The following is a 12,067-nucleotide window of genomic DNA, read 5'->3' as shown; positions in this document are numbered from 1 at the left end:
ATCGTCTTTCCGGGGGGACTCGACGCCCATGACCGCACCCGCACCGGGCGCTGACGGCCCATCGCTCCGGCCGCGCACCGCCCAGCACTACTCGGTCGCCCCGGTCCTGGACACCCCCGAAGGCTACGTCGCCCCCGGCATGCCCGGCGTCCCCGTCACCGGCTACACCCCCGCCGCCCCCACGGCCCCCCGACGCCGCCGCACCACCCTGGCCCTCACCCTCGCCACCCTCGCCACCGCCCTCAGCGGCCTCGCCTACGGCTGCGCCCCCCTGCGCGCCGCCGACAGCCTCGGCTGGCTCACCATCGCCCAGGCCGGCCTGGTCGCCCTCCCCCTCGGCCGCCTCGGCGGCCGCACCCGCTTACTCCCACCCCTCGGCGCCCTCCTCGCAGCCGCCGCCCTCCTCCTCGGCCAACTCACCCAACACCTCCGCCTGGTCCGAGCCACCCCCGGCCCCCACCACCTCCTCCCCGAAACCCTCACCACCTGGCGCACCGACCTGCGCCCCCTCGACCTGGCCTTCTACACCATCGCCCTGATCGGCGGCTTCCTCCTCACCCGCCGCTCCGCCAACCGCACCTGACCCCGGCCCCCGCGCACTCACCCACCCACCACCCCGGCCACCACCCGCACCAACCCACCCACAGCAACCACCCACCCACCCCTCCCCCACCAAGGCGAGAGGGACGCGCTGCGGGAGGGGGCGGTGGAGGGGGTGGGTGCGGAGAGGGGCGTGACGGGTGATTTTCAGACCGCCAACGGTCTCAGCACCCCACCCACAGGGTCGGCGGTCGGAAAATCATCCAGCCCCCGGAGCGCCCACCCCCGGAACCGCCCCCGGCGCCACCCACCCTCCCGAGAGCCCCCACCCCCACACCCAAGCCCCGCGCAGCGGCCCCCACAAACACCAACGACCCGCTCCCCCCAAAGGGAAAACGGGCCGTCAGCCACCCAAAACCCACCCGTCAGCGGTGATCCAGCGCCGGGTTGACCGTCACCTCAACCCGCTGGAACTCCTTCAGCTCCGTGTACCCCGTCGTCGCCATCGCCCGCCGCAGCGCCCCGAACAGGTTCATGGTGCCGTCAGGCGTGTGCGACGGACCGGTCAGGATCTCCTCGGTGGTACCGACCGTCCCGAGGTTCACCCGCTTGCCCCGCGGCAGCTCCTCGTGGACGGCCTCCATGCCCCAGTGGAACCCCTTGCCCGGGGCATCCGTGGCACGGGCCAGCGCCGCCCCGATCATCACGGCGTCCGCACCGCAGGCGACGGCCTTCGGGATGTCCCCGCTGTACCCGACCCCACCGTCCGCGATCACGTGCACGTAGCGCCCGCCGGACTCGTCCATGTAGTCACGGCGAGCAGCGGCCACGTCCGCCACCGCGGTCGCCATCGGCACCTGGATGCCGAGGACCCCCCGGGTGGTGTGCGCGGCGCCGCCGCCGAAGCCGACCAGCACGCCGGCCGCACCGGTCCGCATCAGGTGCAGCGCAGCGGTGTACGTGGCGCAGCCGCCGACGATCACCGGAACGTCCAGCTCGTAGATGAACTGCTTGAGGTTCAGCGGCTCGGCGGCACTGGAGACGTGCTCGGCGGAGACGGTGGTGCCGCGGATGACGAAGACGTCGACCCCGGCGTCCACGACGGCCTTGGAGAACTCGGCGGTGCGCTGCGGCGACAGCGCGGCGGCGGTGACGACGCCGGAGTCGCGGACCTCCTGGATCCGCTGCTTGATCAGCTCGGCGCGGATCGGCGCGGAGTAGATCTCCTGCAGACGGCGGGTCGCGGTGGCCTCGTCGGTGATCGCGGCGATCTCGTCCAGCAGCGGCTGCGGGTCCTCGTAGCGGGTCCAGAGACCTTCGAGGTTCAGCACGCCCAGGCCGCCGAGGCGTCCGATGGCGATGGCCTGCTGCGGCGAGACCACGCTGTCCATGGGGGCGGCCAGGAACGGCAGCTCGAAGCGGTAGGCGTCGATCTGCCAGGCGATCGAGACCTCCTTCGGGTCACGCGTACGCCGGCTGGGGACGACGGCGATGTCGTCGAAGGCGTACGCCCGGCGGCCGCGCTTGCCTCGCCCGATCTCGATCTCAGTCACTTCGAGCCCTTCTGGTTTGTTGCTCATGCCCACCGGGTCACCCCGGCCGCCCCCAGTATCCCGTACTACCGCAGGTGCCGCCCCGACGGCCCGCTCCCCGGACGTGCGGAGGGGCCCGCCGTAGCGGGCCCCTCCGAGGCTCAGCGCGTCACCGGGTCACCGCATCACCGCATCAGCGCGACGAGTAGTTCGGCGCCTCGACCGTCATCTGGATGTCGTGCGGGTGGCTCTCCTTGAGGCCCGCCGAGGTGATCCGGACGAACCGGCCCTTGCTCTCCATCTCGGCGATGGTGGCGGCACCCACGTAGCCCATGGTCTGCCGCAGGCCGCCGACCAGCTGGTAGAGCACGGTCGCGAGCGGGCCGCGGTACGGCACCTGACCCTCGATGCCCTCGGCGATCAGCTTCTCGTCCGAGGCGACCTCGGCCTGGAAGTAGCGGTCCTTCGAGAAGGACTTCGCCTGGCCGCGGGTCTGCATGGCGCCCAGCGACCCCATGCCGCGGTAGGACTTGAACTGCTTGCCGTTGATGAACAGCAGCTCGCCCGGGGACTCCTCGCAGCCGGCCAGCAGCGAGCCCAGCATCACGGTGTCGGCACCGGCGGCCAGCGCCTTGCCGATGTCGCCCGAGTACTGCAGGCCGCCGTCGCCGATGACCGGCACGCCGGCCGCCTGGCAGGCCAGCGCGGCCTCGTAGATGGCGGTGATCTGCGGGACGCCGATGCCGGCGACGACGCGGGTGGTGCAGATGGAGCCGGGGCCGACGCCGACCTTGACGCCGTCCACGCCGGCGTCGATCAGCGCCTGGGCGCCGTCGCGGGTGGCGACGTTGCCGCCGACCACGTCGACCTTGACGGCCGACTTGATCTTCTCGATCCAGGCCAGCGCGTTGTGGCTGTGGCCGTGCGAGGTGTCGACGACCAGGAAGTCCACGCCCGCCTCGACCAGGGCCTGGGCCCGGTCGAAGGCCTCGGCGCTGGCGCCGACGGCGGCACCGACCAGCAGACGGCCCTCGGCGTCCTTGGCGGCGTTCGGGTACTTCTCGGCCTTGACGAAGTCCTTGACCGTGATGAGGCCCTTGATCCGGCCCTCGTCGTCGACCAGCGGGAGCTTCTCGATCTTGTGGCGGCGCAGCAGCGCCATCGCGTCCTCGCCGGAGATGCCGACCTTGCCGGTGATCAGCGGCATCGGGGTCATGATCTCGCGGACCTGGCGGCTGCGGTCCGCCTCGAAGGCCATGTCGCGGTTGGTGACGATGCCGAGCAGCTTGCCGGACTCGTCGGCGATCGGGACGCCGGAGATGCGGAACTTGGCGCACAGCGCGTCGGCCTCGGCCAGCGTGGTGTCGGGGCCGACCGTGATCGGGTCGGTGACCATGCCGGACTCGGAGCGCTTCACCAGGTCGACCTGGTTGGCCTGGTCCTCGACCGACAGGTTGCGGTGCAGCACGCCGACGCCGCCCTGGCGGGCCATCGCGATGGCCATCCGCGCCTCGGTGACCTTGTCCATCGCCGCGGACAGCAGCGGGATGTTGACGCGGACGTTCCGGGAGACCCGCGAGGAGGTGTCGACCTGGTTCGGCAGCACCGCGGAGGCCCCGGGCAGCAGCAGGACGTCATCGAACGTGAGCCCGAGCATGGCGAACTTCTCGGGTACGCCTGCGGCGTTGTAAGACATTTGGGGGTACCTTCCGTGGCCGGCCTTATCCGCTCGCGCCCAGAGGGAAGGGGCGCGTTGATCGCTCACTCGCGCAGACCGCCGAAAGCCGGGTGGTTTGGAGGAACCTACGAAGGAACCCCGTGCGCACCCGCGAAACTTTGGCAACCTGCCCAGGCGCCGATACCCCATGGTACTGGCACCGCGAATGTGCCCTCGTGTGCCCTTGACAACAAGCACCCCCGCCCGCTCATTCCGCTCTGACCTGCGCCTCCACCCCGCGGAAACGAGCTTCCACCCACAGCAGAGCCCGCGCCTCCCCCGTACGAGGAACCCGCGCCTCCGCTCAGGAGGACTCCTCCGCGAGCGCCCGCAGCCGGCTGAGCGCCCGGTGCTGCGCCACCCGGACGGCCCCCGGCGACATCCCGAGCACCTCGCCGGTCTCCTCCGCCGACAGCCCGGCGGCCACCCGCAGCAGCACCAGTTCCCGCTGACGGGCCGGCAGGTTGGAGAGCAGCTCCTTGGCCCAGGCCGCGTCACTGCTCAGCAGCGCCTGCTCCTCCGGGCCGAGCGCCTCGTCCGGCACCTCCGGCAGGTCGTCCTGCGGCACGACGGTCGAGCCGGGCCCGCGCATCGCGGCCCGCTGCAGATCGGCGATCTTGTGCGCGGCGATGCCGTAGACGAAGGCCTCGAACGGCCGCCCCTGGTCCTTGTACCGGGGCAGCGCGCACAGCACCGCGACGCAGACCTCCTGGGCCACGTCGTCCACGTGGTGCCGGGCCCCGCCGGGCAGCCGGACCAGCTTGGCGCGGCAGTACCGCAGCGCCAGCGGGTGGACGTAGGCGAGCAGCGCGTCGATCGCCGGGCCCTCGCCGCGCACGGCGGCCGCGACCAGTTCGCCCACCAGGGGCGAGCCGCCCGTGCCGAGCACCGGCGGACGGCCCGGACCGGACCCGGCGCCGCCGGAGTCCGCGTACGGCGCTTCGTGGCCCGGGTCGGAGGGCTCGGCCTCACCCGGGTCCGCCTGGCCGGCCGCACCGGCGACATCGTCGCGCATCGGTCCATGGTGCCTGGTCGACCGGGAAAACGCGGCACCGCGTCCGGAGTTGTGCACCGGAACGTTATGCGCTGCGCCACCGTGCGGCGTGCCGTGCACCACCGGCCCCTCCTGCACCGTGCCGCCTCCCGCCCCGCCGATGTGGGTGGTCCTGTCCGTCGCGCCGTTCGCCGAGTGTCCTGCGGCCGTGTGGTTCGCCGCAGTGCCTGTCCGCTGGTCCCCGAGGTGCTCCACTCCTCCATGGTGCAACCTCGGGACCGTAACGTCACACGCCCGTGCGGTGCCCGCTCGGGAATTCGACGGCGGCGCGCCGCAACCGGCGGCGCCGCCGGCGGTCAGCGGACCAGGCCCCAGCGGAAACCCAGCGCCACCGCGTGCGCGCGGTCGGAGGCCCCGAGCTTCTTGAACAGCCGTCGGGCGTGGGTCTTGACGGTGTCCTCGGAGAGGAACAGCTCGCGCCCGATCTCGGCGTTGCTGCGGCCGTGGCTCATGCCCTCCAGCACCTGGATCTCACGCGCCGTCAAGGTCGGTGCCGCGCCCATGTCGGGGCTGCGCAGCCGGCGCGGGGCGAGCCGCCAGGTCGGGTCGGCGAGGGCCTGGGTGACGGTGGCCCGCAGTTCGGCGCGCGAGGCGTCCTTGTGCAGGTACCCGCGGGCACCCGCGGCCACGGCGAGCGCGACACCGTCGAGGTCCTCGGCGACGGTGAGCATGATGATCCGGGCACCCGGATCGGCGGACAGCAGCCGCCGGACGGTCTCGACCCCGCCGAGGCCGGGCATCCGGACGTCCATCAGGACGAGATCGGAGCGGTCGGCCACCCAGCGGCGGAGGACCTCCTCCCCGTTCGTCGCGGTGGTGACCCGGTCCACACCGGGTACGGTCGCGACGGCGCGGCGAAGCGCCTCGCGGGCGAGCGGGGAATCGTCGCAAACGAGAACGGAAGTCATGACCGTCGTCCTCCGCAGCTGATCCGCGTCACGTTGAGCCTCCTGGCTGGTACGAACCTCTCCGACACGGCCGATCGGCGACGGACTTCGTCCTGATCGCCCCGACTTGCCCGCGATCGTTCCCGACGTCCGGCGCCCGCTAACCGCCTCCGCACTACCAACGACCGTCACTCGAATGAGTTACGGCCTTCGGGCCATCTCCACCACTGTACGTGGCCAACCCATTACCGATCAGCCGCATCGCGGTGCACACGCCGCAGTTTTGCGCAGCTCGCGCGCGGTGGGCGCACGACCCGCACGCCGGTGCGACGTGTCGCGCGCCCGTCGGCCACCCGATTGCCACGCCCGCGCCCGCCGAACCTCTTGCCCGCTTTGCCCGTTTTTATAGCTTTCGCATGGTCATTGACTGTTGTGCCCGTGTGTGGGTGACTTGTCCATGGAGTTGCCTTAAGTCATATTTCCAGGTGTCCACACCAGCGCGGGACGCCCCGCCGGGCACCGTTCGGCAGCAGCCCGCCGAAACGCCCGGCCGCCGCCGACCGCCTCTGAAGGGAATGAGCCATGGCAGATTTCTCCCGCCTCCCCGGTCCCAACGCGGACCTCTGGGACTGGCAGCTCTCGGCGGCCTGCCGCGGCGTGGACAGCTCGCTCTTCTTCCACCCGGAGGGTGAGCGCGGAGCCGCCCGCAGTTCGCGCGAGACCAGCGCCAAGGAGGTCTGCATGCGCTGCCCGGTGATCGCCGAGTGCGCCGCGCACGCCCTGGCGGTCCGCGAGCCGTACGGCGTCTGGGGCGGGATGACCGAGGACGAGCGCGAGGAGATGCTGGGCCGCTCGCGGCACCGCCTGGTGGAGGTCCCGCTGACCCCGCCGGCGGTCGCGCAGCGTTAGACCCGCCTCCGCGGCGCGCCGTGAAGAAACGTTTCTTCGCGGCGCCTCAGGCCGCTACCGCCCCCTCCGGGGGCTTCGACGGCGGGCCCGGGGGCGACCGGGACGCCGGTCACCGACCGTCAGCGGTCGGCGGCCGCACCCGCCAGCCGCTCCTGCATCAGCGCGACCGCCGGCACCTCGGCCAGGTCCGGCAGGGTCAGCGCCACCACCTGGCGCACCGCCGGCGCACCGGAGGCCGTCCGCACCGGCACCGTCGACACGCCGTCAGGACGCACCGACTGCAGGGCCAGCCGGGGCAGCACCGCCACCCCGAGCCCGGCCGCCACCAGGCCGACCACCGCCGGGTAGTCGTCGGTCGCGAAGTCGATCCGGGGCTCGAAGCCCGCCCCCGCGCACAGCTCCACCAGGTGCCCCCGGCACTGCGGGCAGCCGGCGATCCACTGCTCCCCCGCCAGTTCCGCCAGCTCCACCGGACCGCCCCGCCCCGCCAGCCGGTGGGCGGCCGGCAGCAGGCCCACCAGCGGGTCGTCCAGCAGCGGGGTGACCACCAGGTCGGACCAGTCGGTGCCGGCCGACAGCTGCTGGGCCTCCAGGTTCGCCTCGGCCCGCGCCTCACGCGGCGAGCCGTGCCCGAGCACCGGCGCCACGGGCGCGCCGTCGGACTGCGGGTAGCGGAAGGCCAGCGCGATCTCGCACTCGCCGCCGCGCAGCATCGCCAGCGACTCCGGCGGCTCGGCCTCGACCAGCGACACGCGCACCCCCGGATGGCTGTCCCGCAGGCGGGCGACCGCGGGCGGCACCAGGGTGGAACTCGCGGTCGGGAAGGAGACCAGCCGCACCCGCCCGGCCCGCAGCCCGGCGATCGCCGCCACCTCCTCCTCGGCGGCGGAGAGCCCGGCCAGGATCCCGGTGGCGTGCTTGAGCAGGACCCGCCCGGCCTCGCTGAGCTGCATCCCGCGGCCCGAGCGGACCACCAGCGGGGTGTCCACCGACTTCTCCAGGGCCTTCATCTGCTGGCTGATGGCAGGCTGGGTACACCCCAGCTCGCGCGCGGCGGCGGAGAAGGAGCCGGTGCGGGCGACGGCACGCAGGACGCGCAGATGGCGGGCCTCGATCATGCCTCAGTTATAAGGCAATCTTTGCATTCTGCAAAATTCTACTGATAGTTGAAGCCTCAAACGGACCTCCGCCGCGAGGCCTTCCACAACGCAACAGCCGGAGGCCCGGCCGACTCCCCGAGGGAATCGGCCGGGCCTCCGGTCAGGCGTCGGTGCCTCAGTGCGAGTGGCCGTGGCCGCCGTGCGAGTGACCGGCGTCGGCCTCCTCCTCCTTCTTCTCCACCACGAGGGTCTCGGTGGTGAGGAGCAGGGAGGCGATCGAGGCGGCGTTCTCCAGCGCGGAGCGGGTGACCTTGACCGGGTCGATGACGCCGGCCTTCACCAGGTCGCCGTACTCACCGGTGGCGGCGTTGTAGCCCTGGCCGGCCTCCAGCTCGGAGACCTTGGAGGTGATGACGTAGCCCTCCAGGCCGGCGTTCTGGGCGATCCAGCGCAGCGGCTCGTGCAGCGCCTTGCGGACCACGGCGACACCGGTGGCCTCGTCACCCGACAGGCCCAGGCCGCCGTCCAGCACCTTGGCGGCGTGCACCAGCGAGGCGCCACCGCCGGCGACGATGCCCTCCTCGACCGCGGCGCGGGTCGCCGAGATGGCGTCCTCCAGGCGGTGCTTGCGCTCCTTGAGCTCCACCTCGGTGGCGGCACCGACCTTGATGACGCAGACGCCGCCGGCCAGCTTGGCCAGGCGCTCCTGCAGCTTCTCGCGGTCCCAGTCGGAGTCGGTCGCGGCGATCTCGCCCTTGATCTGGGCGACGCGGCCGGCCACGGCCTCGGAGTCACCGGCACCGTCGACGACCGTGGTGTCGTCCTTGGTGATGGTCACGCGGCGGGCGGTGCCCAGCACGTCCAGACCGGCCTGGTCGAGCTTGAGGCCGACCTCCTCGGAGATGACCGTGCCGCCGGTCAGGACGGCCAGGTCGCCGAGGATCGCCTTGCGGCGGTCGCCGAAGCCCGGGGCCTTGACGGCGACGGCGTTGAAGGTGCCGCGGATCTTGTTCACGACCAGGGTCGACAGCGCCTCGCCGTCGACGTCCTCGGCGATGATCAGCAGCGGCTTCGAGGCACCGCTCTGCAGGATCTTCTCCAGCAGCGGCAGCAGCTCCTGGATGGAGGAGATCTTGCCCTGGTTGATCAGGATGTACGGGTCCTCGAGGACCGCTTCCTGGCGCTCGGCGTCGGTGACGAAGTACGGCGACAGGTAGCCCTTGTCGAACTGCATGCCCTCGGTGAAGTCCAGCTCCACGCCGAAGGTGTTCGACTCCTCGACGGTGATGACACCGTCCTTGCCGACCTTGTCGATCGCCTCGGCGATCAGCTCGCCGACCTGGGTGTCCTGCGCGGAGAGGGACGCGACGGCGGCGACGTCGTCCTTGCCCTCGATCTCGCGGGCGATGGACAGCAGGTGCTCGGAGACGGCGGCGACGGCCTTGTCGATGCCCTTCTTCAGGGCGGCCGGGCCGGCACCGGCGGCGACGTTGCGCAGACCCTCGTTGACCAGGGCCTGGGCCAGCACGGTGGCGGTGGTGGTGCCGTCGCCCGCGACGTCGTTGGTCTTGGTGGCGACCTCCTTGACGAGCTGCGCGCCAAGGTTCTCGTACGGGTCGTCCAGCTCGACCTCACGGGCGATGGTGACACCGTCGTTGGTGATGGTCGGGGCGCCGAACTTCTTGTCGATGACGACGTTGCGGCCCTTGGGGCCGATGGTCACCTTGACGGTGTCGGCCAGCTTGTTGACACCGCGCTCCAGCGAGCGGCGGGCGTCCTCGTCGAACTGCAGGATCTTCGCCATGTTCCCTATTCCCTCGGGGCTACGGCCGGCCGACCGGCCGCCGAACTACGTGAACCAACGACCACGCCCCGGGCCCCTGTCACTAGGGACACGGATCCGGGGCGGGGCGGAACGTCTTACTTCTCGATGACCGCGAGAACGTCGCGGGCCGAGAGGACGAGGTACTCCTCGCCCTTGTACTTCACCTCGGTGCCGCCGTACTTCGAGTACAGGACGATGTCGCCGACGGCGAGGTCGAGCGGCAGACGCTGACCGTCCTCGAAGCGGCCCGGGCCGACGGCCAGGACGACGCCCTCCTGGGGCTTCTCCTTGGCGGTGTCCGGGATAACCAGGCCGGAGGCCGTGGTGGTCTCGGCGTCGAGCGGCTGGACCACAATGCGGTCCTCGAGCGGCTTGATGGCAACCTTGCTGCTGGTGGTCACGTCCGAGCTCCCCTTCGGAGATTACGGGGTTTTCTAACGGGTAGGGCGAACCTGCGAGCCTGCCGTCGCGGGGGTCAGGCACACGTTTTCGCATTAGCACTCCCCCAGTGGGGAGTGCCAAGGACGACCATAGGCCGCCGTTAGCACTCAGTCAACCAGAGTGCCAACGACGCGCGCTGCGGACTCAGGTCGTGGGCCGGGTCGCGGATGAGTAGCCGTACTCATGTGCGACACCCGGCCGGGCGGCCAGACTCCTGCCATGACCTCGATCCCGCTGCGCGTCGGCCCGTCCCGGCTGAAGGACACAGCCCTCGCCCTGCTGTCGATGCCCCTGCTGGGGTTCGTGCTCCCGTTCGTCGTCTTCTACGTCGTCCTCGCCATGGGCAGCGGCCCGGGCCACGGGGACGACGGTGACGGCCTGATGTGGGCCTTCCTCGGCTACGGGATGATCGCCGCCCCGCTCGCCGCCCTGGTGGCGAGCGTCCTGGTGGCCGTCCGCAGCTGGCGCTCTGGCTACCGGTTCGTCCCGGTCACCGCCGCCCTCGCACCGTTCGTCCTCCCCTTCGCGCTCTCCACCGGCGTCCTCTGGTGAACGTGCCCCTGGTCCGCGATCCGCTCAACCCGCGCGTCCCCTGGCCGACGGACCTGTTGCTCGGCCTGATCACGGTCGTGGCCCTCGTCCCGGTCCTGGTGCTCTGCGCCTTCGTGAACCTCCTGATCTGCCTCTCCGTCCACGCCGGTTCGACGATCGGCATCCTGATCCTCGCCGCGGTCATGCTCCCGCTGCCCGGCTGGATCATCCGGACCAGCTGGCGGATCGGCTACCGGTTCGTCCCGGTCCTCACCGGGACGGCCATGACCGTCCTCGCCGTGCTGGCGTACCTGTACTGACCCGCGAGAATGACCTCGTGGACACCGAGAACCTCCAGCCCCTGCTGACCCCCGAGGGTCAGGCCCTGCTCGCCGAGCTGCGCGAGTTCGCCCCCGAGGAGGAGCTGGCGCTGGCCACCCGGCTGCGGCGGGAGCACCCGGCGGAGCTGGTGTCGGCGGCGTTCGGGCAGGCGCGGCTGCGGCAGCGGGCGCGGGCGAAGTTCGGGGCGGACGCCGACCTGATGTACTTCACGCCCAACGGGGTCGAGCAGTCCACCCGGCGCAGCGTGGCCGAGTGGCGGGCCCGCCGCTTCGCCGAGTTGGGCGTACGGCGCCTCGCCGACCTGTGCTGCGGCATCGGCGGGGACGTGCTGGCGCTGGCCCGGGCCGGGATCCGGGTGCTGGCGGTCGACAAGGACCCGGCGGCCTGTGCCGCCACCGCGGCCAACGCCGCCGCGCTGGGCCTGTCGGAGCTGGTGGAGGTGCGCTGCGCGGACGTCGCCGAGGTGGACGTCACCGGCTACGACGCGGTGTTCACCGACCCGGCCCGGCGCACCTCGCGCGGCCGGGTGTTCGACCCGGAGGCGTACGCCCCGCCGCTCTCCTGGGCGATCGAGGCCGGGCGGCGGACCCCGATCGGCGCGTTGAAGGTCGCCCCGGGCATCCCGCACGAGGCCGTCCCGGCGGACGCCGAGGCCGAGTGGGTCTCCGACCACGGGGACGTCAAGGAGGCGGTGCTCTGGTTCGGCACCGGGGCGAGCCGCCCGCACCGCGCCACCCTGCTGCCGCACGGCGACAGCCTGGTCGGCGGCGACCTGCCCGACCCGCCGGCCGGCCCGGTCGGGCGGTACCTGTACGAGCCGGACGGTGCGGTGATCCGGGCGCACCTGGTGGCCGAGGTGGCCGGGCAGGTCGACGGGCGGCTGATCGATCCGAAGATCGCCTACCTGACCTCGGACCGGCTGGTCGCCACCCCGTACGCGCACGCCTTCGAGCTGACCGACGTACTGCCCTTCCACATCAAGAAGTTGAAGGCACTGCTGCGCGAGCGCGGGGTCGGCACGGTGGTGATCAAGAAGCGCGGGATGGCGATCACCCCGGAGGAGCTGCGCCGCCAGCTCAAGCCCTCCGGGCCGAACTCCGTCACGGTGATCCTCAGCCGCACCGACAACGGGCCGCTGATGATGCTGGGACAGCCGGTGGGACAGCCCGCCGGACAGCCGGTCTGACCG

General features: G+C 71.9%; 12 protein-coding genes. 5 read left to right on the top strand and 7 right to left on the bottom strand.

Annotated elements, in window-relative coordinates:
- The first annotated feature begins 28 nt into the window (after window positions 1–28).
- Window positions 29–583, top strand: a complete 555-nt coding sequence (locus tag ACFVXG_RS13470) for a hypothetical protein (RefSeq protein WP_387927053.1) — start codon at window positions 29–31, stop codon at window positions 581–583.
- 382 nt (window positions 584–965) lie between these two features.
- On the opposite strand, the gene ACFVXG_RS13465 is transcribed toward ACFVXG_RS13470, so the two are convergent.
- From ACFVXG_RS13465 to ACFVXG_RS13450, 4 genes are all read right to left on the bottom strand, one after another.
- Complete coding sequence (locus ACFVXG_RS13465) at window positions 966–2,093, bottom strand: GuaB3 family IMP dehydrogenase-related protein (RefSeq protein WP_350503535.1); 1,128 nt, start codon at window positions 2,091–2,093, stop codon at window positions 966–968.
- A gap of 172 nt (window positions 2,094–2,265) precedes the next feature.
- Window positions 2,266–3,768, bottom strand: a complete 1,503-nt coding sequence (gene guaB, locus ACFVXG_RS13460) for an IMP dehydrogenase (protein WP_350503536.1) — start codon at window positions 3,766–3,768, stop codon at window positions 2,266–2,268.
- A 325-nt stretch (window positions 3,769–4,093) separates the two neighbouring features.
- Window positions 4,094–4,804, bottom strand: coding sequence for an RNA polymerase sigma factor ShbA (gene shbA / locus ACFVXG_RS13455; protein ID WP_387927051.1), 711 nt, complete (start codon window positions 4,802–4,804; stop codon window positions 4,094–4,096).
- A gap of 335 nt (window positions 4,805–5,139) precedes the next feature.
- Entirely contained in the window at window positions 5,140–5,751 is a 612-nt protein-coding gene (locus ACFVXG_RS13450; protein WP_014136228.1) for a response regulator transcription factor, read from the bottom strand.
- Between the two features lie 561 nt (window positions 5,752–6,312).
- Here ACFVXG_RS13450 and ACFVXG_RS13445 point away from each other — a divergent pair.
- On the top strand, window positions 6,313–6,639 hold the full coding sequence (locus ACFVXG_RS13445) for a WhiB family transcriptional regulator (protein ID WP_350503538.1): 327 nt from the start codon (window positions 6,313–6,315) through the stop codon (window positions 6,637–6,639).
- A gap of 119 nt (window positions 6,640–6,758) precedes the next feature.
- Here ACFVXG_RS13445 and ACFVXG_RS13440 read toward each other — a convergent pair whose 3' ends face one another.
- The 3 genes from ACFVXG_RS13440 to groES all read right to left on the bottom strand — a co-directional run bounded on the left by ACFVXG_RS13440 (window position 6,759) and on the right by groES (window position 9,965).
- Window positions 6,759–7,757, bottom strand: a complete 999-nt coding sequence (locus ACFVXG_RS13440; protein ID WP_350503539.1) for a LysR family transcriptional regulator — start codon at window positions 7,755–7,757, stop codon at window positions 6,759–6,761.
- 157 nt (window positions 7,758–7,914) lie between these two features.
- Complete coding sequence (gene groL, locus ACFVXG_RS13435) at window positions 7,915–9,543, bottom strand: chaperonin GroEL (RefSeq protein WP_350503540.1); 1,629 nt, start codon at window positions 9,541–9,543, stop codon at window positions 7,915–7,917.
- Between the two features lie 116 nt (window positions 9,544–9,659).
- Window positions 9,660–9,965 carry a co-chaperone GroES gene (gene groES, locus ACFVXG_RS13430; protein WP_049654366.1) on the bottom strand — a complete coding sequence of 102 codons (306 nt, stop codon included), beginning with the start codon at window positions 9,963–9,965 and terminating at the stop codon, window positions 9,660–9,662.
- Window positions 9,966–10,224: 259 nt separating this feature from the next.
- Between groES and ACFVXG_RS13425 the strand changes: the two genes are divergently transcribed.
- From ACFVXG_RS13425 to ACFVXG_RS13415, 3 genes are read left to right on the top strand one after another with little or no spacing between them, the layout of a single operon-like run.
- A complete protein-coding gene (locus ACFVXG_RS13425) occupies window positions 10,225–10,557 on the top strand; it encodes a hypothetical protein (RefSeq protein ID WP_387927048.1) in 333 nt (110 codons plus the stop codon).
- Window positions 10,554–10,856: a hypothetical protein gene (locus tag ACFVXG_RS13420; protein ID WP_387927047.1), complete on the top strand. Its 303-nt coding sequence runs from the start codon at window positions 10,554–10,556 to the stop codon at window positions 10,854–10,856. Before ACFVXG_RS13425 ends, ACFVXG_RS13420 begins: the two co-directional genes overlap by 4 nt.
- Entirely contained in the window at window positions 10,853–12,064 is a 1,212-nt protein-coding gene (locus ACFVXG_RS13415; protein WP_387927160.1) for a methyltransferase domain-containing protein, read from the top strand. The genes ACFVXG_RS13420 and ACFVXG_RS13415 overlap by 4 nt, the downstream gene beginning before the upstream one ends.
- Window positions 12,065–12,067 lie beyond the last annotated feature (3 nt).

Origin of the sequence: Kitasatospora sp. NPDC058162, assembly GCF_042884005.1 — a bacterium.
In the GTDB taxonomy this organism is placed as follows: Bacteria; Actinomycetota; Actinomycetes; order Streptomycetales; family Streptomycetaceae; genus Kitasatospora.
Note: the sequence above shows the minus strand (reverse complement) of the source record. Positions and strands in the feature narration are given on the sequence as shown.